Source organism: Chitinophaga sp. XS-30 (genome assembly GCF_008086345.1).
Taxonomy (GTDB): domain Bacteria; phylum Bacteroidota; class Bacteroidia; order Chitinophagales; family Chitinophagaceae; genus Chitinophaga.
Map to the genome: position 1 here is coordinate 1,080,030 of NZ_CP043006.1, position 21,211 is coordinate 1,101,240.

At 52.9% G+C, this 21,211-nt stretch carries 16 protein-coding genes; 8 read left to right on the plus strand and 8 right to left on the minus strand.

Annotated features, from left to right (window positions below; genetic code table 11):
* Positions 1-2: 2 nt before the first annotated feature.
* Positions 3-1,739 carry a GMC family oxidoreductase gene (locus FW415_RS04565; RefSeq protein WP_148383108.1) on the minus strand — a complete coding sequence of 579 codons (1,737 nt, stop codon included), beginning with the start codon at positions 1,737-1,739 and terminating at the stop codon, positions 3-5.
* Positions 1,740-1,839: 100 nt separating this feature from the next.
* On the opposite strand from FW415_RS04565, the gene FW415_RS04570 reads away from it, so the two are divergent.
* Entirely contained in the window at positions 1,840-3,330 is a 1,491-nt protein-coding gene (locus tag FW415_RS04570) for a gluconokinase (RefSeq protein WP_168208664.1), read from the plus strand.
* Positions 3,331-3,338: 8 nt separating this feature from the next.
* Here FW415_RS04570 and mutL read toward each other — a convergent pair whose 3' ends face one another.
* Positions 3,339-5,171 carry a DNA mismatch repair endonuclease MutL gene (gene mutL / locus FW415_RS04575; RefSeq protein ID WP_148383110.1) on the minus strand — a complete coding sequence of 611 codons (1,833 nt, stop codon included), beginning with the start codon at positions 5,169-5,171 and terminating at the stop codon, positions 3,339-3,341.
* A 253-nt stretch (positions 5,172-5,424) separates the two neighbouring features.
* On the opposite strand from mutL, the gene msrB reads away from it, so the two are divergent.
* Positions 5,425-5,889 (plus strand): peptide-methionine (R)-S-oxide reductase MsrB, encoded by a 465-nt coding sequence (gene msrB / locus FW415_RS04580; protein ID WP_246858911.1) that lies wholly within the window; start codon positions 5,425-5,427, stop codon positions 5,887-5,889.
* A 120-nt stretch (positions 5,890-6,009) separates the two neighbouring features.
* The gene (locus tag FW415_RS04585; protein ID WP_148383112.1) at positions 6,010-6,555 is read left to right on the plus strand and encodes an SRPBCC family protein; all 546 of its coding nucleotides are present in this window, start codon (positions 6,010-6,012) and stop codon (positions 6,553-6,555) included.
* 34 nt (positions 6,556-6,589) lie between these two features.
* Here FW415_RS04585 and FW415_RS04590 read toward each other — a convergent pair whose 3' ends face one another.
* Positions 6,590-6,871 (minus strand): YciI family protein, encoded by a 282-nt coding sequence (locus FW415_RS04590; RefSeq protein WP_148383113.1) that lies wholly within the window; start codon positions 6,869-6,871, stop codon positions 6,590-6,592.
* Positions 6,872-7,046: 175 nt separating this feature from the next.
* On the opposite strand from FW415_RS04590, the gene FW415_RS04595 reads away from it, so the two are divergent.
* From FW415_RS04595 to FW415_RS04610, 4 genes are all read left to right on the plus strand, one after another.
* Positions 7,047-8,774 (plus strand): DUF4836 family protein, encoded by a 1,728-nt coding sequence (locus FW415_RS04595; RefSeq protein ID WP_148383114.1) that lies wholly within the window; start codon positions 7,047-7,049, stop codon positions 8,772-8,774.
* Positions 8,775-8,969: 195 nt separating this feature from the next.
* Positions 8,970-9,620 carry an ATP-binding cassette domain-containing protein gene (locus FW415_RS04600; protein ID WP_148383115.1) on the plus strand — a complete coding sequence of 217 codons (651 nt, stop codon included), beginning with the start codon at positions 8,970-8,972 and terminating at the stop codon, positions 9,618-9,620.
* 2 nt (positions 9,621-9,622) lie between these two features.
* Positions 9,623-10,819 carry an FtsX-like permease family protein gene (locus FW415_RS04605; RefSeq protein ID WP_148383116.1) on the plus strand — a complete coding sequence of 399 codons (1,197 nt, stop codon included), beginning with the start codon at positions 9,623-9,625 and terminating at the stop codon, positions 10,817-10,819.
* A gap of 165 nt (positions 10,820-10,984) precedes the next feature.
* Complete coding sequence (locus FW415_RS04610) at positions 10,985-11,308, plus strand: Dabb family protein (protein WP_148383117.1); 324 nt, start codon at positions 10,985-10,987, stop codon at positions 11,306-11,308.
* A gap of 35 nt (positions 11,309-11,343) precedes the next feature.
* Here FW415_RS04610 and FW415_RS04615 read toward each other — a convergent pair whose 3' ends face one another.
* The 3 genes from FW415_RS04615 to FW415_RS04625 form a co-directional block, all read right to left on the minus strand.
* Positions 11,344-13,896, minus strand: a complete 2,553-nt coding sequence (locus tag FW415_RS04615) for a DUF3857 domain-containing protein (protein WP_148383118.1) — start codon at positions 13,894-13,896, stop codon at positions 11,344-11,346.
* A gap of 19 nt (positions 13,897-13,915) precedes the next feature.
* The gene (locus FW415_RS04620) at positions 13,916-15,007 is read right to left on the minus strand and encodes a DUF2891 domain-containing protein (protein ID WP_246858913.1); all 1,092 of its coding nucleotides are present in this window, start codon (positions 15,005-15,007) and stop codon (positions 13,916-13,918) included.
* A gap of 83 nt (positions 15,008-15,090) precedes the next feature.
* Complete coding sequence (locus tag FW415_RS04625) at positions 15,091-16,329, minus strand: NAD(P)/FAD-dependent oxidoreductase (protein ID WP_148383119.1); 1,239 nt, start codon at positions 16,327-16,329, stop codon at positions 15,091-15,093.
* A gap of 66 nt (positions 16,330-16,395) precedes the next feature.
* Between FW415_RS04625 and FW415_RS04630 the strand changes: the two genes are divergently transcribed.
* Positions 16,396-16,710: a YbaB/EbfC family nucleoid-associated protein gene (locus FW415_RS04630; protein WP_148383120.1), complete on the plus strand. Its 315-nt coding sequence runs from the start codon at positions 16,396-16,398 to the stop codon at positions 16,708-16,710.
* Positions 16,711-16,831: 121 nt separating this feature from the next.
* On the opposite strand, the gene typA is transcribed toward FW415_RS04630, so the two are convergent.
* On the minus strand, positions 16,832-18,646 hold the full coding sequence (gene typA, locus FW415_RS04635) for a translational GTPase TypA (RefSeq protein WP_148383121.1): 1,815 nt from the start codon (positions 18,644-18,646) through the stop codon (positions 16,832-16,834).
* Positions 18,647-18,908: 262 nt separating this feature from the next.
* Complete coding sequence (locus tag FW415_RS04640; RefSeq protein WP_148383122.1) at positions 18,909-21,173, minus strand: patatin-like phospholipase family protein; 2,265 nt, start codon at positions 21,171-21,173, stop codon at positions 18,909-18,911.
* Positions 21,174-21,211 lie beyond the last annotated feature (38 nt).

Sequence of the window (21,211 nt, forward strand, 5' to 3'; positions counted from 1 at the left end):
TGTTAAAGATTTTGTTTTTTCAGTTCACTTACAATGTATTCAGATGCCCGCATGGAAAGCGCCAGGATGGTCCAGGTGGGATTTTTGTCCGCCTGCGAAACAAACGCGCCGCCATCCACCACAAATACATTCTTCACATCATGCGCCTGGTTGAATTTGTTGAGCACGGAGCGGGAAGGATCATCGCCCATGCGGGTAGTGCCCACTTCGTGGATGATGCGGCCGGGATTTTCCAGTCCGTACATGCTGTCCGCACCAGGTTTGTTGCCAAGCGGGATGCCCCCCAGCTCATGAATGAGCTTTTCAAAGGTATCCTGCATATGTTTGGCCTGTTTGATCTCATGATCGCTCCAGGTATAATGGAAACGCAATACCGGGATACCGAACTTGTCCACCACATTCGGATCGATCTCGCAGTAATTATCTTCCCGGGCAATGGCTTCCCCTCTGCCGGCGAAACCTACTGTGGCGCCATAGAAGCGGCGGTAGTCGTTTTTAAGAGAAGCGCCGTAGCCCCCCGGCATAAGGCTGGCCGCGCGTTTCGGATCATTCTTCTGCAGTTGCTCGATACCGAAGCCAAAACCATACATGGGCATGGACAAGCCGCCGCCCATCTCGATATGATAACCTCTTGCAAAGTCCAGCTTCTTGTTATCCAGCCACCAGGGCACATACACATGCATGCCGCCCACACCGTCCTCATTATATCGTTTGCGGTCCATCAGCTGCGGAAGGAAAGCGCTGCGGGATGAACCGGTGGAATCATGCAAATACTTGCCGACCACGCCGCTGGAATTGGCCAGCCCATTGGGGTGCGCCGCGGATTTGGAGTTGAGCAGCAATCTCGCTGATTCGCAGGCGCTTGCCGCCAGTACGACCACCTTTGCATTCACCTGGTATTCCTGCAGATCATTACGGTCTACATAAGACACGCCGGTGGCTTTGCCGGAACTGTCGGTCAGCACTTCCCGGGCCATGGCATCGGTATAAAGGTCCACATTGCCGCTTTTCATGGCGGGTTTAACGAGGCAGGTGGAGGAGGAAAAGTCTGCATACACCGTACATCCGCGGTTGCACTGCCGGCAGAAAAAGCAGGTCCCGCGGTCTTTATTGACCGGCCTGGTGAGTATAGACAGCCGGGAGGCGATCACCGGCAGCCCCATCTTTGTACCGGCCTGCCTGATCAGCATTTCATGCAGGCGGGGTTTGGGCGGAGGAAGGAAGAGACCATCCGGTTCGTTGTAAATACCTTCCTTGCTGCCGAATACGCCGATCAGTTTGTCTACCCGGTCGTAGTAAGGTTTGACGTCATCGTAGGAAATGGGCCAGTCGTCTCCCAGCCCATCGAGACTGCGGTGCTTGAAGTCGTTCGGCCCGAAGCGGAGCGAAATACGGCCCCAGTGGTTGGTTCTGCCGCCCAGCATGCGGGAACGGAACCAGTCGAATTGCGTGCCGTTCTTTTTCGTGTATGGCTCACCGTTAATTTCCCATCCGCCGTATGCGGCATCGAAATCGCCAAAGGGACGGGTAGTGCCGGCCCCCCTTCGCGGGGATTCATAAGGCCATTTCAGCTGTGTCTGTTGTTTCGGGTCTGCCGGATCGTAGTTGGGGCCCGCTTCCAGGACCGCAACCGTCAAACCTGCTTCGGAAAGGACTTTGGCGGCCATACCGCCACCGGCGCCGGAGCCAATGATGCATACATCATATGCCTTCGGCTGTTTTTTGATCTCAAATGCCATTGAATCGTGGATTTTGTAAAAGATTTGACCCGCTGAGTATTTAAATCTATAAATTAAATGCGGAAAATGGAAGCTGTTTTTTACTTTCGGCATGTATTCTATGACAACTACTAACACAGCGCCTTATATCCTTGGGGTAGACATTGGCACAGGAAGTGCAAAAACGGTGGCGGTAACGCCGTCCGGACAAATATCCGCGTCGCATCGGCAGACCTATACCTCCTTACATACAGAATCCGGCTTCAGTGAGCAGGACCCGCAGGCGGTGCTGGCCGCTATCATCGACACCATTCATCATACCGTACAGCAAATGGGCACCGCCCCTGCGGCGATTGCGCTAAGCTGCGCCATGCACAGCTTTATGGCCGTGGATGAGCACGGGCAGGCGCTGACGCCGCTGATGCTCTGGTCGGACAGTCGCAGTGAGGCATTTGCCGCCGCATTGAAAGACACGGATTTGGGACGGCGGATCTACCAGGCCACGGGAACGCCTATTCACCCCATGTCTCCTTTTTGCAAGCTGCAGTGGCTGCGGGAACACCAGCCCGAGATATTCCGGAAGGCCGCCTGTTTCATCGGCATCAAGGAATTATTCCTGCATCGCTGTTTCGGAGAGTTCATCATAGACCATTCCCTGGCTTCGGCAACGGGGATGTTCGATATCCGCACGCTGGACTGGTATCCGGAAGCGCTGGAGGTAGCCGGTATTACGGACGAGCGTTTGCCGATACCGGTGGAGACCACGAGGCTGCTCATCGGGATGGACCCTGCCATGGCAGCGGACCTGGGTGTACCGCCTGAAACATTGATCCTGGCGGGCAGCAGTGACGGTTGCCTGGCCCAGCTTGGCAGCGGGGCTGTTGAGCCAGGCCATGCCGCGTTAACGATCGGTACCAGCGGCGCTATCCGGATGATGACGCCCAAGCCGGCGGAAGACGAGCAATCCCGTTTGTTTTCCTATGCGCTGACACCCTCGCATTATGTCTGCGGCGGCGCGATCAATAACGGCGGCGGCGCTTTGCAATGGTTCACACAGGCTTTCCTGCCCTGGTCTGACTACAATACTTTCGTGAAAACGGCCCTGTCTGCACCACCCGGAGCGGACGGGCTCCTGTGTTTGCCTTACCTGCTTGGCGAACGGGCCCCGGTTTGGGATAGCCGTTCCCGTGGCGCCTTTGTAGGCGTGCAGCAGCAGCATACCGCCGCGCATTTCCAGCGGGCAATGATAGAAGGGATCTGCTTCGGGCTTTACAGTGTGGGAGAAGCGCTGGAAGATGCGCTGGTGCCGATCGATGAAGTGACCGTGAGCGGCGGGTTCACGGCATCTCCGCTGTGGATACAATTGTTGGCGGATATTTTCCAGAAGCCGATGTTATTGCATCAGGATGAGGATGCTTCCGCCCTGGGGGCAGCCCTGCTCGGCTGGCATGCGCTGGAAAAGATCGATGCCTGGAAGTTCAGCCCGGCCGCGGCCGCGCGGGTGTTCACGCCGATGGAGAACGATCATGCCGTGTACATGCGGAATTACAAAGCGTATTCCCTGCTGTATCACCAGTTGAAGGATGTGATGGAGATCCTGCGGGAGGGATGATCACGGGCTTAAGCTCCCCGTTCAAACATCCTTTCCAGATCGTTCAGTTTGAAAGAAATGAATGTGAAGCGCCCGCCCGGTGAAACATTGGGTGCGGAGCAGGCAAACAGTTCATCTATAATATTCTGCATTTCCCTGGTGTCCAGGAACTTTCCCGCAGGGATGGCGTTATTGCGCGCCATGGAACGTACCAGCTGCTCCCGGCGGCTGAGCTTCAGCTCATTGCTGAAGTGCTTGAATTGCTCCAGTAATCCTTCTATGCTCGCCTGTTCGTTGCCCGTCTGAATGTCCGCCGGAGTACCGCGGACCACGAAGGTATGCTGGCCGAAGGGCTCAAGATCGTATCCCAGCGCCTGCAGGTCAGGCAGCATTTCGGTAATGATCATGGCATCCGCCGGCAGCAGCTCCAGCGTTTGCGGGAAGAGGCTTTGCTGCGTGGCCACCGGCTTTTCCGCCAGGGCGCGCAGATAGCGCTCGTAAAGGATGCGCTCATGCGCCGCCCGCTGATCTATCAGGATGAAACCTGATTTTATCTGGGACAGGATAAATTGCTGATGTACCTGTACCGGCACTTTCAGTTCCGTAGCGGCTTCCTGCCAGCGTTCGTCGATCACGGAAGCGGTTTCCGTATGCACAAAAGGCGTTTTCTCGGGGGGCGGGCCCTCGTAGAGATCTTTCCAGTGGCGGAGGTTGCTGCTCTGGTCGATGATATGCGCCTGGTTGGCGTGGGTGAAAGTTTTGTAAATGGAAGTACTGGCGGACTGTGCTTTCTTTTGTTCGGTGAAAGGCTGGGTCACGGCATCCAGCTGCTGGATGCCCGGGTCCAGGTCGAAATCGAGCGCCGGTGTTACGCTGAATTGCGCCAGGGCGTGTTTGATGGCGGATTGTACAAAGGCGTAAAGGATCTTTTCATCATCGAATTTGATCTCCTGCTTGGTGGGATGTACGTTGATGTCCACATGAGCAGGGTCGAGATCGATAAACAGCACATACAGGGGGTAATTCTCCGTGGGGATCATTTCGGAAAAGGCATTCATGACGGCATGATGCAGGTATCCGCTTTTGATGAAGCGGTTATTGACGAAAAAGAACTGGTCGCCGCGGGTTTTTTTTGCGGTCTCCGGTTTTCCCACGAACCCGTTGATATTCATATAGTCCGTGCTTTCCTTCACGGTGACGAGCTTGGAATTGTAGTGCTGGCCGAGAATATTGACGATCCGTTGTTTGAGGGAGCCTTTTTCCAGGTGGAACATTTGCTGCCCGTTGCTGTTGAGGGAGAATTGCAGGTGCGGGAAGGCAAGGGCCACCCGGATGAACTCATCCACAATATGCCGCATCTCGGCAGCGTTACTCTTCAGGAAATTGCGGCGGGCCGGAACATTGAAGAAAAGGTTCTTCATGGCGATGCTGGTGCCGACTGCGGTTTGGCAGGGCTCCTGGCGTTTGACGAAGCTATTGTCTATTTCAATGAAGGTGCCGACCTCTTCCGTATGCATGCGCGATTTAAGCTCCACCTGCGATACGGCGGCAATGGAAGCCAGTGCTTCGCCCCGGAAACCCATGGTACGGATATGAAAAAGGTCGTCGATGGACTGGATCTTTGAGGTAGCATGACGTTCGAAACACATGCGGGCATCGGTCTCGCTCATACCGCTGCCATTGTCAATTACCTGGACGAGTTCCTTCCCGGCATCTTTTATAAATAGTTGAATCTCTGTAGCTCCGGCGTCCACGGCATTTTCCAGTAACTCTTTGACTGCCGATGCCGGCCGCTGAATGACCTCGCCTGCTGCTATCTGGTTTGCTATATTGTCCGGTAACAAATTGATGATATCCGCCACTTGCCTGCCTTTTGGCGTAAAGGTAGCAATTTTTACGCTGGTGCCGCCCCGCGTCGCCCATGCACAAAAATATTGTTAAATGCCCCGGCCCGGCAAACTATACGCCCGTTGGTTTCGTACCTTTAATAACAGATTAAACGTATTTAATACATAATTACAGATTGAAATGAGGGCATGGAATCTTCTTATTTTGGGACTGACTTTATTGATCAGCCATTGTACATACTCGCAAAACGGAGTTAAAAAAAAATCGATGGAAGAAAAAAAGAATCCGGTGTACTCCCGCACGGATACTGGTAAAGTAAACCTATCAGACACAGAGTGGAAAAACCTGTTAGCAAAAGACGTGTATGATATCGCCCGCGGAAAAGGCACCGAATGGGCGTTTACGGGTAAATACTGGAATCACAAGGAAAAGGGCACCTATTATTGCGCCGCCTGCGGAAATCCGCTGTTCGTATCAGACACAAAATTTGAAAGCGGCTGCGGCTGGCCCAGTTTTTACCAGCCGATCAGTAAAACCAGCGTATTATACACGCCGGACAATTCACACGGCATGCAGCGAACGGAAGTGCAATGCGGCCGTTGCAAGGCACATCTGGGCCATGTTTTTGATGACGGTCCTCCGCCAACGGGATTGCGTTATTGCATCAATTCCGTGATCCTTGATTTTGACAAGGCGCAGGATGCTGAAAAACAATACAGGAAGAAGGAATAGCCCGTCCCGGCAATGCTTGTGAGTAAAGGTCAACCCCGTGCTGTCCCCCCGCTCAGCTATAAATGCCTATGCCGCCCCCCTGAGAACAATGTATATTTAGCCGCCCCTGAATAAATCATCATGAGAGGTTTAATTGTTTGCGCCTGGATGGCAGGTATTATTCTCGTGTTGTTCGTGTTGCTGCTGCTGGCAGCCCCGGTAAAGGTACATATTGAGCGTTCCCGGGAAATAAGGGCGCCGGCTCCGGTGGTCTGGGAGCATATTGTAAAGCTTGAAAAGTTCGGGGCCTGGAGCAACTGGTGGAAAACCGATCCGGCAGCCGCATTCCGGCTGGATGGAGTGGATGGCGCCGCAGGAGCATCTTCGTCCTGGAAAGGGCAAAAGCTGGGGAAAGGGAAACTGGAGCTCGTTTTTCTCCTCCCTTATTCCGAAGTACGGCAACGCCTGAGCCTGTATGAGCCGTTGGAATCCGGTTATGACGTCTGGTACCGGCTGGCGGAAAAAGATAGCATTACACAGGTCACCTGGGCGATGGACGCCAGTTATCCCCGCCCGCAGAATGTTCTGGGCCTGTTCATGAAAAGCAGCATAGAAAGGGATTTTGCACAGGGGCTGGAAAACCTGCAGAGAATTGCGGAAACAGATGCTGCCGGAAGGAAGCGGTAATCGGCCGGCATTGGTAATGACCGTGCTGTACGGATCAGGAGCTTATGCTGGCCAGCTCGAAAGTATTCGGCTCAAATTCAATGATGTCATATACAGCCAGCTGGAACTTATCAAGCGGATCTTCCGCAAGGATGGCCTCCACCTCTCGCCGGCTGCCGGCATTACAAAGAATTATTCCGCCCGTACGGGGCTTGCGGCGGCCGGAAAGAATAAAACGGCCTTCGCGGGACTGCTTTTCCAAAAACGCATTGTGGGCGTCAATGTAGTGGTCTATAGCCGCCACCGGGCGGATATACTGTAACAGGATCAAATACATGGCTTAGAGGTCTTTTCAGTAAAGCAAATGGTTAAAAATCAGAATATTTACAAAGGTAGATAAATTGTTGATAGTAGCATCTTTCCTGCCGGATATCAATAAAATTAAACGTATTAGCAAAAAACCTTGTATTTTTAACCGTAATTTTCAAATCCAATTTAACATTCACCTCTTTATGAAAAGAACGTTTACAAGGGCTTTCCTGTTTATGTCCGGGGCAGCCGTGCTATTGTTAGCCGCATGTTCCAAAACCCCGGAACAGGGTAAGCATATTCCGAAAACGGCTGCGCTCGTAGTAGGGATCAACTCCAAGCAAATACAGCAGAAACTCGTGACCGAAGGGCTCACGGTAGATAAACTGTTTGAATCACTTCAGCAGAAAGATACCAGCAGCGCCATGGGCAAAGCATTGAAAGATGCCGAGAACTCCGGAGTGGACCTGCAGGGGGATGTATATGTTGCTATGGTGCCGGGCGAAAACGGCAAGGCGTACTTTGCAGCATACGCTTCCCTGAAAGATGAAAGCAAATTCGAAGCGTTCATCAAGGAGAAAACGCAAAAAGAAGTAACGGCAGGTACCGACTTCAAATACGTTGCGGACGGCAACGGTAAAGGCATTATCGGTTTCGACAAGAATATGATCATCGGTGTTTTCGGCTTTGATCCCAACGCTTCCCAGTATGGTGGCGGAAATGAGGGGCTGGACGAGAAAAGCGCCGTAGATATCGTGAACAGCCTCTTCCATATGAAAGCAGACGAATCCATCGCGGGCGTTGAATCTTTCAAGGACGTACATAAAGAAAAAGGCGATGCCATCTTCTGGATGAGCAGCGAGCAGATCTATGCTTTCAATCCGGGCACCCCTTCCGGCATGGCCGCGCTCATGACCACCAATGTGAAAAAGCTGACAGCCGGCTCTTATCAGACCGCTGCCGTGCATTTCGAGAACGGCAAGATCAAGGTGAACAGCCTGTCTTATACCGGCGAGGAAATGCAGGCCATCATGAAGAAATATCCCATGGAGAAAGTGGATATCGATATGCTGGAAAAATATCCTTCAGAAGATATCTTCGGGTTCATGCTGGTGAACTTCGATCTCCGGATGCTCGGTGATATCATCAAACTGGTAGGTATGGACGGTCTTGCGAACGTTGGCCTTGCAGAAGCCGGCATTACGCTGGATGATATCCTGAAAGCATTCAAAGGCGAGATCGCGCTGATCGGCTCCGATTTTTCCGTGAAAAGCCAGCCTTCTGAATGGGATCCTTCCTACAGCACCACCAAACCCGAACTGAAGTGGGCATTCAATATGAAAGTGGGCGATAAGGCTGCTTTCGAAAAAGTAATGAACTCCCCGATGGTAGGCCAGATGTTTACCAAGCAGGGAAATGAATATGTTCCCAATCAGCCGCTCGGGCCGGTTGCCCTGTCCGTTAACGACCAGCGCATCCTGGCGGCCTCTGATGCGGAGCTGCTCTCTGCCTACGATGCCGGCAAAGAAAAGGCATCAGTAGAAAGCGGCGTACTGAGCAAAGTAAAAGGAAGTGTGATGGGCATGTACCTCAACGTGGAGAAACTGGCAAGCAATATTCCCGCTGAAGAAATGAAGTTGCCGGATAGTGTGCTGAATGATCTGAAAGGCCTGCTGAAAGACGTGACCGTTGTGTCAGAACCCGCCAGCGGCAAAACCCAGAAATCCGTGCTGGAGCTGAACTTTAAAAATGAAAATCAGAATACGCTGGTGCAGATCACCAATTTCACCACCAGGATGTACCACTACTACCTGGCGAGGAAAGCGGAAGACAGGGCCAAATGGGGCGCAGTGATAACAGACACCGCAGTAACCACCGTACCACCGCCGCCCATTGCAGAAGGCGAAGAAGTGGTGCCGGGAGATAATTAATTGCAGCGACCGCTGCAGCAGAAGGAGGGAGTATCAACAGCCGGATACTCCCTCTTTTTATGTGAGGCCGGTCTGTTTACCCGCTCCCGGGTTGTGCTGCGGAGGGCACGGATTTATTTAACGCTCCCCGTTCCGCAAAACAGCGGGAAAACTTTATATTTATCTTCTTCATAGCCCATCAAACAGAACAGCAATATGCAGATCCAGCTTTCTGCGGTAGTGCCCGTTCCGCTGCGTGAAAAAGTGCTGCAGCAGCAATCGGACATCTGGAACCGCGATATCAGCTTTTTGCCGGCACAGACCATCAAGATAAAGGCGCCTTCCGGCACCGGCAAAACCACGCTGGTACACTATCTCTACAATATCCGTTACGATTATACCGGCAGCATCGCGATAGACGGAAAGCCCTGGCCTTCTTTTTCGAAAGATCAACTGGCCGCCATCCGTCAGCAGCAGATCAGCGTTGTGTTCCAGGATCTCCGCCTGTTCGATCAGCTGACAGCCAGGGAAAACATCGAACTGAAAAGGGTAATGAGCCCCCAGCCCTACCATCCCGAAAGCAAGATCGGGGAAATGGCGGACCGCCTGGGCGTCAGCCATGTGCTGAACCAGAGCAGCGCCACCCTCTCCTACGGAGAAAAGCAGCGTATCGCTATCATCCGCGCGCTGATGCAACCTTTCCAATGGCTGATGATGGACGAGCCTTTCAGCCACCTGGACGAAGCCAACACCACAAAAGCGGCACAGCTGATCGCAGAGGAATGCCGTGCCCGGAACGCGGGGTTCGTGCTGACGGACCTGGACCATGACAACCATTTTGATTACCAAGTGACCTATCATCTTTAGCCATGCATTTTTACCAGATACTGAAAAAGATCATCCGTACCGGCGTTGGCAAGGCCCGCTTCCTTATGGCGGCCATCGGCCTGGGCATAGCCATGCTCCTGATACTGGTAGCGCTGCAGGTACATCACAACTTTTCGGAATTGCTCTACGGGGAACGGAACCAGAATGAACGGGCGGATTTCCTGGTGATCAACAAAAGGATTACCAATGAGATGATGGGCAACAGTGCATTAAGCACCTTCAAACCGGAGGAGATCGAAGCATTTAAGCAGCAACCCTTCGTAGATGGCTTTGGCGTGATCACAGCGGGACAATATAACGTGAAGATGGTGGCGGACCAGCTGGGTTTTTCCACAGAGCTTTTTTTCGAAGCCGTGCCGGACAGCTTCATTGACGTGCAGACGGACCAATGGAAATGGCAGCAGGGCCAGGAAGTGGTACCGGTGATCGTGCCGAGCGATTTCCTGGATATGTTCAACTTCGGGTTTGCCATGGGCAACAACATCCCGCAGTTCTCCGAAGAAACCATCTCTTCCCTCACCCCTGGCATCGTGATCAGCCAGGGTATGCGCAGCAGCCAGTTCGCCGGGCGTATCGTGGGATTTTCAGACCGGATATCCACCGTGCTGGTGCCCATGTCCTTCATGGAGTGGGCCAACGGCGCATATGGTACAGGCGAGGAAAAACCGCCGTCCCGTGTGATCATCAAAACCAAAGACCCCAGCAACCCCGTGCTGACGGATTACCTGGAGCAACACGGGTATTCCACCAACAAGGAGAAAACCCGCTTCAGCAAAGTGCGGGTGATCGTGCAGACTATCGTAAGCGTAGTAGGCTTCTTCGGTATTGTGCTGCTGATGTTCGCCCTGCTGGTGTTCAGCATGTTCATTCAGCTGGTGATCGCTTCCTGTAAAAGAGAGATCAGGCTGCTCATTACCCTGGGCGCTGCACCGGGACAATTGCAGCGGTACCTGCTGAAACAGTTCGTTCCCCTGTATATCATCATCGGCCTGCTGGCGCTGGTAATGGTTACGGGCCTGCAATGGTGGGCCTCCGGCCTGCTGGCCAGGCACCAGATGTTCGTTCCGGCGCTGCCCGGCATCATCACCTTCATTGCCGCGGCCGCCATCCTGGTACTGGTGTACCTGGTGAACCTGTTTGCCGTCAGAAAACATATCGCCGGAATGGCATCATCTTAATCCATCAAATAAAGAACAATGAAAAAGACCCTCTTTCTGTTACTCACAATGGCCTGCGCAGCCACCGCCTGTCAGCAAAATGGTTCCTCAGAGGCTGGCCAGCAGGACAGCTTGACTTTTCTGGAAGGAAAAGCTAACTTGGCCGCCGTTCAAAACAGATTAGCCATGCCCGCAACAAAAAAATTCGTACACGTTGTCAATTTTTACCTGAAACCCGGCCTGTCTGCCGAAGATGTGAAGAAATTCGAGGATGGCGTAAGCTCACTCGGGAAAATTGAAACCCTGCTGGTGTTCAATGTGGGTAAACCCGCGGAAACAGACCGTCCTGTTATCGACCGGAGCTACAGCTATTGCCTGCTCACCGTTTTTAATGACAAAGCCGGGCATGACGTTTACCAGGAAGCTCCTATACACCTTGAGTTCATCAAGAACTGTGAACATCTCTGGGAGAAAGTGGTGGTCTTCGATTCCGAAACGATCGATCAGTAATAAAACGGCGCTGACCAGCGGATGTTTTGCATCCTTTAGTCAGCGCCTTCTTCTTCGTATGGAATAATGAAAGTATGCCTGGCCCGTTCGGAGCTGAGCAGGTAAGGCACACAGAAGGCGGCGGTCATTACAGGCAGCGCAAAGACGGTATTCTCGCTGGCAAGGTAACTGGTGCCATTCAGAAAGTCCGTCAGTATGTAATCCAGAATGATGATAACCGGAGTAAAGATCAGGAGAAAGCTGAATGTACGGGGGAAAATATCCCGCCGTTTGAAGAAAAGCACAGCCGCAAAACAGCCCACCACCAGCATGAAAACAGCGATGACGGCCTCCATCAACATCACCAGCTGAATAACGGAAATATTCCTGCCGGGGTTGGCAGTGTACAGCAAAGTCCAGGCCCGGTTCGAGAAGGTATTCATGTCGAAGATCGCAATGATGGTGATGAGGGGGTAAACGACCACCAAAAGTCCGATCACCAGCAGCCCCCGCTGTATATTCCAGGCTTCATGCGCGGCAGGCTGCCGCCGCAGGGAACGCCGGTAAAAAAGCTGGCATCCGCGGATGAACAGCCCCCCGCAGATAAAAGCCACGGCAAAGGCCATCCAGTTCATATCTCCGGGCGTCCCGCGGGTTGTTTTGCCCGCCAGTGAGGGCCTCCAGGTAAAACGGAAAGCCGTCAGCTCCGTTATCTTATTCATATCTTCCACATACTCCGCCATTTCTTCCGGCTTGATATGGTCCCGCAATACATGGAACTCATAGTTCAGGGACACATGGTTCTCAAATAACACCGGCCCGAATGCCACTTCATACGCCTCTTTCTTGTAGGACAACGGCTTATAGTCCAGTTTCCAGTTCTCCGGAAATATGATGTTGATAAAGTGTTTGACATGATAGGGAAAATTCATGGCCAGCGGAGTGGCCCTGCTTTTGTCCGTGCTGATGATCTTGTCCGTCAGCAGGTGCGCGGACGTATTGAACACATATACATCCGGCTGGAGGCTGTCCTGCTTCCAGGGACTGCTGATGTCGTACTGTTCTTTTACCCGGATGATGTTTTCATTTTCATTATCATCGATGATGAGTGAATCCGTCATTTCCGCATCACCGAACAGGCCGGCATAGAAGTTCGTATAGGATTGTTGCGTATTGTTCCTGCTTTCGCCGGACAGGTAACTGCGGAAATTATCGGCATGATAGCCTTTGTATTCGGTTTCCACCACCAGTTTGGCGATGCCGTTCCGGGTGTCCGGCAAAGTGATATTCTCCTGTGCGAAAATGCTGCCGGTGTTTTTTACAGGGATCTGTGTAAGCCCGCTGGTGGTATCGGTGATCACCAGGGCTTGTCCATATGCGGGATTATACCGGTCCTTCAGTTTCCCGCGCTGATAGCTGACGGTGGCATCCACAAAATAGGTATGGTCATCGGTTTGAAACCTGGTGATCATATGGTTGAAACGGTTGGGGCTGGGCAGCATGCCGGCTATTTTATCCCTGACGTCCGTATTCACATAGACGATATTGGCCTCTATGCCCGCCGCGCGGAGGAGGGCGCAGAGCAGCAGGGCTTTATCCTTGCAGTCGCCGAACCGTTGTTTGCAAACTTTCTCCGGCGTATTCGGGCGCTGTGAATATTCACCCATTTCGATGCCCATATAACGGATATCGTCCTGCACGAAGCGGATCGCTTCAAGGATATACTGCTCTTTGTCCCCGGCGGCGGTTTTTTTCAGGGAAGCCACCCGCACGGTTATTTCCGGGCCGGAGAAAGGCATATCGGTGACCTGGCGGGCCCATTCCGCCACATCGGCCCAATTGGCAAATTCACTCACCTGGGTATAGGGATACCCCGTGTACCAGGAGGGAAGGTTTTTGTCGGTATTCTCCCTCACCTGTACCGTGTCCTGCAGGTTCCATTCATACAGCGTCAGCCCGTTACGGTTTTTTTTCGCCGGCTGGGGCGCATCGTTGAAACGTTTGAAGGAGAGCTTGCGGGAGGGGCTTACCAGCATCGATTTATAAAAATTCAGGATAGGCTCATATGCCGTGAAATAGAAGGTATGACTGAATTTGCCTTTATAAATGGGGTTCTCGCCAACGATCGAATAGGCATATTCGATCTGGTCGCCCTTGCGCACATCCTCCACAATATAGTAAGCGTTGTAGATGCCGCTGTAGATGAACATGGACAATTCCGTTTCCTGCTGCAGGATCTTGAACCTGGATGGATCAAGCCGGTTGATGACCTTTCCGTTGCGCCGGATGGTGATCTGGTGGAATTGCAGTTTTTCATATTGCGGATCATACTCCGCATTGATCTCTGAGCCGTTTTGTATGCCCGCTTCGGAAACGATCTGGCGGATGATGTGGCGGTACACGGTTTTCTGCTCCAGATGCCGTTGTTCTTCAAACAACAGCTGGTAGTACCCGTCGCTTATTTTTTTCAGGTCCGGTTTACGGTTCAGGTCCGGCTGATACGGCACCAGCCATTCCGGTGCCGGCGAGATGGAGAAATTCCTGCCCTGGGCCGACAGCAGCGCGGGAAATAATAACACCAGGCATAGCAGGAAGGGATAACGGCGCATGGGATAAATATTTTTGATGCTAGTATTCTACCGTCAACGCATATACGGCAAAGGTAGCCAGCCAATGTTCCCCCGCATAATCGCCACTGGCCACATGCGGCAGGGCGGCGTGCAGATGACGGTTGGCCATTTCGCGGATGGCATTGCTATTGGCGCCTGCATGCCTGGCAATGCCGTAGAGGCACCATGCCCGGCTCAGGTTAAGTCCGTCCAGATGCACCAGCTTTCCATCTGTACGGTCATTCACCGTAGCGATCCGGAAAAGTTGGCTGTCTTTTTCGAACAGGCCCGGCAGGAATGCCTTCACCCAGCGCTGATAGCCGGCTGCGGGCAATATCCGCCACATCAGGTCAGCTTCTTCGAGGCAGGGAGAGAGAAAATCGTATCCGCCGGGCTCCCATGTAGCGGGGCAATCACGGTCTTTCGCATAGAAACGCATGGCTGCATCCCGGATGGAAGATTGCAGGGAAGTGTCATTGGAGAGGGCGGCATAATCCCAGGCGAGGCGCAGGCCGAATGCCAGGTTGGTATGTTCACCCACACGGATGGGATAGGCGATCTTCTTCAGGAAATCCTGGTAGGCCTTGCTGAAAAACCAGGCCAGCGGCGCGATGTTATGCCGGAGTTCCCGGGCCAGGGGATCGTTCCAGGTCATCAGTTCGGATTGGAGCTGCAGGAGCCAGCTCCATCCGTAAATGCGTTCAAAGCCTTTATTGTCCTTCCCGCGGAAGATCTGCAGCTCCGTTCGGATGTTGTCGGCCGAGAGGTTTTCGGACAGCTTCTTCCGGATGAGCGTAGCATTCGGCAGGTCAGGGAAGGTTTTCAGCAGGCGTATCAGCATCCAGTGGCCGTGTACGCTGCTATGCCAGTCGAAGCAGCCATAGAAAGCGGGATGATATGTTTTAGGCGGCCTGATCAGGGAACTATCGGGGAATACGATACCCGTCTTGTACGGGAATTCGTGCTGCATACATTTCAGCGGCAGCTGTGCAAAGTGCATGGCGCCTTCGGTGGTCAGCCGCAATTGCCCGTTCTTTTCTTCGTATAACGGCGTTTGTGCGTAAACGTTTGCTGCCATCAGGCAGGCGGTCAGCAGGGATAGCAGTTTCATCCGTTGATATTTTATTTTTTTACGGGCCGGATGGAACCTAGCACTAACATTCCCCTGTGTGATAAAATGTATCAAGCTCGGTTTCATCGGTTCAATAACAGTTTGAAATAAAAGGAAGGTCTGGTGAGCTTCTTGCGAAGGTCTACTTCATAGAACATACAGGAGATGACATCTTTCAGCTGTTTGTTTTTGGCGCCCATTTTCATCAGCCAGTTAAATAACCGCGGATACCTGACCAGTTGCTGCAGGCGGTGACTGAGCTTCAGTTCCGGGCCCAGTACCCGGTACACGTTTTCATCGTACGCCATCATCGTTTCGGCAGAGAAATCCCCTGTTTCCAGGCACGCCGCAGCTTGTTTGGCGGCGATAGCGCCGCTGTAAATGGCATTGCCGATGCCTTCCCCGGTAAACGGGTCGATAAGGAAAGCGGCATCACCCACCAGCATGTAATGCCGGCCGGAAATACGGCGTTTCCGGGAACCGAGCGGAAGGCCGTAACCATCCAGGCTGCTGGTCATTTCCGCTTCGCTGAAGCGTTCGGCAAAAACGGGGTCCTGTTTAAGGGTATCGGTCATGAGTTTTTTCAGGTTCACTTTCCGGTCCCGTACCGCATCGCTCAGCATATCCATCCCTACATTGGCTTCGCCATTGGGCAGGGGAAAGATCCAGAGATAACCCGGCAGAAGATCTTTCAGGAAATGCAGCTCTATAAAGCTGTCCGGATGCATGCCCTTTACGCCTTTATAATAGGCGCGGATGCCCGCGGCATAGTATTTCGGTTCCATCCGGATGCCCGCCACATCGCGGGTAAAAGAAGAGTGCGCGCCATTGGCAATGATGAGGAGCTTTGCTTTTACAACAAATTCCCCTTTGGCATCGGATACGAGATAACCGTCTTCCTGCTCCTCGTATTGATCGATACTAACGCCTTCGAACAAACGAACATTCTGACAACGCTTCAATTCATCCACCATAAAGTTGTCGAAGTGGATGCGTTTGCACACGAATCCGATGGGGGCGTCTTCAGTTTTGTTGTAATCGGGTTTGTAGGGAACATTGAGGCTTTGGCGGCCGGGGGAAACGAAGTTGACGCCCCAGCTGTTCTCCTTTTCGGCGAATTGCCGGAGCCGTTCTGCGATGCCTTTGTCGATCTTCTGAAGGCCGGTGATCACTTTGCCGCTGAGCCCGTCCCCGCAGACCTTATCGCGGGGGAATACCGCTTTGTCTGCCACCACGCAGGGAATGCCAAGACGGTCCAGCTGCAGCGCAGCGGTTGCGCCTCCGGGGCCTGCGCCGATAATACATACAGGTGTGGTTATCATAATTTGCCAAGATACGTATTCTGGCGCCGCGGAGGAAATATATATCTTTACCAAAATTTGTCAATTATGTTCGGAGATCTGTTCGGAAAACTGCAGGAAGCGCAGCAGAAAATGAATGACAGCAAGGAGCGCCTGAAATCCGTGATTGTGGAAGGCGAAGCCGGTAACGGCCTGGTGAAAGCGGTGGTAACGGGCAACCGTGAAGTGAAAAGCCTGGATGTGGATGCCTCGTTGCTGGCTGCGGACAGGAAGGAAGAGCTGGAAGACCTGCTGATCACGGCGCTCAACCGCGCCCTGAAAAATGCAGAAAATGCCTGGGAAAGTGAAATGAAGGGTGTTGCCGGCGGTATGCTGGGCGGCATTGGTTTGCCCGGGATGTGAACGTAACAAAGCATTTTAAAGGCCGGCCCTCGTATAGAACGGGGGAGCTCTCCGGCAGCCGCAAAAAAAAGGCTGTACCAATTTTGATACAGCCTTCTCATATCCTTTTTGTCTTGCCAGCTTAGCTCACCTCTTCCGCTTTCATCTGCTTTTGGAACCTTTTCCGTTCTTCTTCGTCCAGGATGGTCTTACGCATACGGGTATGGTTCGGAGTCACCTCAATGCACTCGTCCTGCTGAATGTACTCCATACATTCTTCCAAAGTCATCAGTATCTTGGGCGCGATGTTGGTGGCACCATCGGTACCGCTTGCGCGCATATTCGTCAGTTTCTTGCCTTCGTTCGGGTTTACCACAAGATCGCCGGGTTTGTTATTCTCACCGATGATCATGCCTTTGTACACCTCTTCTCCCGGATCAACGAAGAATGAGCCCCTGTCCTGCAGCTTGTCGAGAGAGTAGCCGGTAGTGGTACCCGCTTCCTTGGCGATCAGCACACCGTTGCCGCGGCCGGGGATGGGGCCTTTCCAGGGTTTATAATCATTGAAGCGGTGCGCCATTACGGCTTCACCGGCAGTGTTGGTCAGCATTTGGGTACGCAGGCCGATAAGACCGCGGGAAGGGATCTCGAATTCCAGGTGCTGCATGTCGCCTTTCGTCTCCATGATCAGCATTTCACCTTTACGGCGGGTCACCAGGTCGATCACCTTGGATGCAAATTCCTGCGGAACGTCTACTACCAGGGTTTCATACGGCTCGCATTTTTTACCATCGATCTGCTTGATGATAACGGTAGGCTGACCTACGGTCAGTTCATATCCTTCGCGGCGCATGGTTTCTACCAGTACGCCCAGGTGAAGGATACCGCGGCCATATACCATGAAGCTGTCCGCAGAATCGGTATCCAGTACCCGCAATGCCAGGTTCTTTTCGGTCTCTTTCATCAGGCGGTCGCGCAGGTGACGGGAGGTCACGAACTTGCCGTCCTTACCGAAGAAAGGAGAGTTGTTGATGCTGAACATCATGTTCATGGTCGGTTCATCAACACTGATCACCGGGAGTCCTTCAGGGTTTTCGAAGTCGGCGATGGTGTCGCCGATGCCGAACGTTTCCAGGCCTACTACAGCGCAGAGATCGCCGGGTTGCACTTCCGTAACGCGTTTTTTGCCGAGCGATTCGAACACATACAGTTCGCGGACGCGGGATTTCTTGATGGTACCGTCAGCCTGTACGAGGGAGATGGGCTGATTTTCCACAATGCGGCCCCGGGTCACTTTACCAACGGCAATACGGCCGAGGAAAGTAGAGTAGTCCAGGGAAGTGATCTGCATTTGCAGCGAACCTTCGGATATTTTGGGTTCCGGCACATGCTCAAGGATACCGTCGAGCAGGGGCAGGATGTCTTCGCGGGGAGTCAGGGAATCATTGAACCAGCCGTTCTTGCCGGAACCGTAATAGGTCGGGAAGTTCAGTTGTTCTTCGGTAGCGTCCAGGTTAAAGAACAGTTCGAATACCGCGTCATGTACTTCATCGGGACGGCAGTTCGGTTTGTCCACCTTATTGATCACCACGATCGGCTTCAGATGCAGGTTCAGGGCTTTCTGCAAAACGAAGCGGGTCTGCGGCATGGGGCCTTCAAAGGCATCCACCAGCAGGATCACCCCATCGGCCATTTTCAGCACGCGTTCAACTTCACCACCGAAGTCGGCGTGGCCCGGGGTGTCTATTACGTTGATCTTCACGTCTTTGTACACCACGGATACGTTCTTGCTGAGGATGGTGATACCGCGTTCCTTTTCCAGGTCGTTATTATCCATTATCAGGTCTCCCGTCTCCTGGTTGGAACGGAAAACGTTGGTAGAGTGGAGGATTTTATCCACCAGGGTAGTTTTACCATGGTCTACGTGCGCAATAATGGCGATGTTTCTGATTTGCATGTGAATTGTGTGTGTTTCGGCCGTTTTTTTTGCCAAACGGCGCTTAAGAAGGCGCAAAGGTACGAATAATAAGGGAACTTTGTTGCAGGCCAGTCTTAAATAAGTGTGAAATTAAAGCCCGCCGGGGCATCGCATTTGCGGCCTGTTGTATTGGTTTATAATCAATGCTTTATGAGAGGGGGGCTTGGATGCCAATGACGCATTCTCCTGAATGGGGCAGGATGCAGAACCGCGGGATGCCGCATATCGAAGCACTCCCGGGTCACCGCGCCGTTGAAAGCGCTTCAGCGGCAACCGGCGGCAGGGCTTCCTGCAGCATTTTGAAAGCCTGTTGGTTCGCGGGATTGTCCAGCGCCCGCGCAATGTCCAGCTTTTCGCGTGGCGTAAGGTGCCAGCTGAGCGCCGCCGCTTTGTCCGCCTGCTGCGGCACATACTGGAAGATGAGGCGTTTGAACTTCCCCGGAAAATAAGCTTCCATATAGTTGATCAGGTGATCCTGGTGAAAATCCTGCATGGACATCCAGTGCGCCTGCATGGAGAACAAGGGTTCAAAGAGCAGATCGCCGAGATCTTTATGTTGTTTGATAGGGCTTACATCGTTCTTGCGGGTATCGCGGATCTGCATGAACACCACGCCACCGGTATTTTCATTGATCCACTGCCGGAAGGTGTAGAGGAACCGGAGGCTGGTCTCCTGCCCGAAATTATCGCGTATGCCCGCATCCATCACATCCACGATCGGTTCACTGGGCAGGAACACATTCGGCAGTACATAAGGAAAGGTGGCGCTCATGCGGATGGCGCTGGTCACCCGCAGCTGGTCCGCATGCTGGCGCGAAAAGAATTGCAGAAAGTCCACACCGTCCACATCCCGCATACTGCGTGTCGGATAACGGTAGTCGGCGGCACAGAGGTAGCTGACCGGTTGTGGGGAGATCATCAGCCTGCGGCCATCCGCATTGATCGTGGCGCACCAGATCAGCAGGGGGATCTGCGCTTTGCGCTCGGCCTCCCGGTATGCACCCACCGTTTTGTTCAGCACATTGTCCGTATTAATGTTGAGCTGCATTTCAAAGGCATATCCCCTGTCTTTTGCATAAGTATTCTTGCCGATGCTGAAATGCCGGAAAGGCGTGATGAAATCATTTACAGCAAATGAGCTGAACACGGAATTGAGCAGGTCGCGGGAGATCTTTTCACAATAAAGGCTGTCATACAGATTGCGGGATGCAGGCAGCTCATTCAGCTGCTTGCGCAGATAGAGCTCACGGAAATAAGTGGCGCCGAGCATGCCGCCCGAGGCACCCGTCATCAGCATGGTATGCCTGAGCAAACGGCCTTTCAGCAGGCTGTCGTACCGTTGCAGCACATTCATCGTCCATGCTGCGGAACGGCTGCCGCCGCCGCTGGTATTGATGATGATCAGCGGCGGTTTCGACCCTTCCGGGAATTTCGCTTTCCAGTTCTCCAGTATCTGCAGGGTGTGCTTTTTGTCCGCCTCGCTTCTCGAAGCCGTAAAGAATGCCTGGAGATGCGGCACACTGTATTCCGGCCGTTCCCCCTTATCCCGGTAATTCAAACCGTATGCCTTGTTGCGGTTATCTATCCACTGGTTGGTCACCATCCAGTTCAGCCCCAGCACCACCAGTACCAGCACAGGAATGGCCCAGCTTTCCAGCAGGTAAGCATATGCGCCCGCTATACCGATCAGGAATGCAAAAAAGATCAGTACGCTGGCCCCTGCGGGAATGCGGAAGGCGTTGTAATCCATCAGATAGGCCATCACAACGAGGAACAGCAGCGCCAGCCCTACGGTGATAATAGCAGCGAAATGGTGTTGCCGGAAGATATTGTCCAGATAATGTTTGTTATAATGATCCACATTCCTGGCCCGTCGGATCCGCCAGGGGCTTGAAAAATAGTTGGTCACGGGCAAGGCGTTCTCATCCCTTTCCTGGTTGGGCTTCATCACGGTGCGCAGAAAATTGCGCGGGTTGCCGAACTTTTTGATCAGCCGCCGCCCGATATTTTTGTCAGCATTGAAAAAATAGAAAAAGGAAAAGAAGATCACAGCCAGGTACCCGCAGATAAAACCCTCCACCAGCAACAATATCTGTGGGATGGTATTCAGTTCCTGAAAGCGCTGATACTGCCAGCCCCGCCAGATCAGGCAGATCAGGAAGGCAGTGGGGATGATGGAATTATTCAGGCAATAGCGGAAAAATGGCTGGGAGGTAGTGGCCAGGAACTTGAAGCGGCCGCTGTGGAGGATGAATGTAGTGATGTTCCAGCTCATGGTGAAAACGGCCGAGGCGACCCCCAGTACCGTAGTGCTGTAAAAGTTCACTTTCCCCAGGTACTCCGGCGCCAGGAACAGCGCGTCCCCCCCGAACAGCTTGGCAAAGCCGCCGTTGATCGTGCTGAATAAAATGGCCCAGAAGATCAGCAAAACCTGATACTTGCGGAAATGCAGCAGCAGCAGCTGAATAGGGAAGGAGTAGAAGGTCCTTAACCAAAGTCGTTTCACCAAATCAAATTACGAATTATCCGCTACGAATAACGTAA

What these genes read in the sequence shown, in the direction of transcription:
- FW415_RS04565 (WP_148383108.1), bottom strand. Translation starts at nt 1,739, where the DNA reads ATGGCATTTGAGATCAAAAAACAGCCGAAGGCATATGATGTATGCATC.
- FW415_RS04570 (WP_168208664.1), top strand. Translation starts at nt 1,840, where the DNA reads ATGACAACTACTAACACAGCGCCTTATATCCTTGGGGTAGACATTGGC.
- msrB (WP_246858911.1), top strand. Translation starts at nt 5,425, where the DNA reads ATGGAAGAAAAAAAGAATCCGGTGTACTCCCGCACGGATACTGGTAAA.
- FW415_RS04585 (WP_148383112.1), top strand. Translation starts at nt 6,010, where the DNA reads ATGAGAGGTTTAATTGTTTGCGCCTGGATGGCAGGTATTATTCTCGTG.
- FW415_RS04590 (WP_148383113.1), bottom strand. Translation starts at nt 6,871, where the DNA reads ATGTATTTGATCCTGTTACAGTATATCCGCCCGGTGGCGGCTATAGAC.
- FW415_RS04595 (WP_148383114.1), top strand. Translation starts at nt 7,047, where the DNA reads ATGAAAAGAACGTTTACAAGGGCTTTCCTGTTTATGTCCGGGGCAGCC.
- FW415_RS04600 (WP_148383115.1), top strand. Translation starts at nt 8,970, where the DNA reads ATGCAGATCCAGCTTTCTGCGGTAGTGCCCGTTCCGCTGCGTGAAAAA.
- FW415_RS04605 (WP_148383116.1), top strand. Translation starts at nt 9,623, where the DNA reads ATGCATTTTTACCAGATACTGAAAAAGATCATCCGTACCGGCGTTGGC.
- FW415_RS04610 (WP_148383117.1), top strand. Translation starts at nt 10,985, where the DNA reads ATGCCCGCAACAAAAAAATTCGTACACGTTGTCAATTTTTACCTGAAA.
- FW415_RS04615 (WP_148383118.1), bottom strand. Translation starts at nt 13,896, where the DNA reads ATGCGCCGTTATCCCTTCCTGCTATGCCTGGTGTTATTATTTCCCGCG.
- FW415_RS04620 (WP_246858913.1), bottom strand. Translation starts at nt 15,007, where the DNA reads ATGAAACTGCTATCCCTGCTGACCGCCTGCCTGATGGCAGCAAACGTT.
- FW415_RS04625 (WP_148383119.1), bottom strand. Translation starts at nt 16,329, where the DNA reads ATGATAACCACACCTGTATGTATTATCGGCGCAGGCCCCGGAGGCGCA.
- FW415_RS04630 (WP_148383120.1), top strand. Translation starts at nt 16,396, where the DNA reads ATGTTCGGAGATCTGTTCGGAAAACTGCAGGAAGCGCAGCAGAAAATG.
- typA (WP_148383121.1), bottom strand. Translation starts at nt 18,646, where the DNA reads ATGCAAATCAGAAACATCGCCATTATTGCGCACGTAGACCATGGTAAA.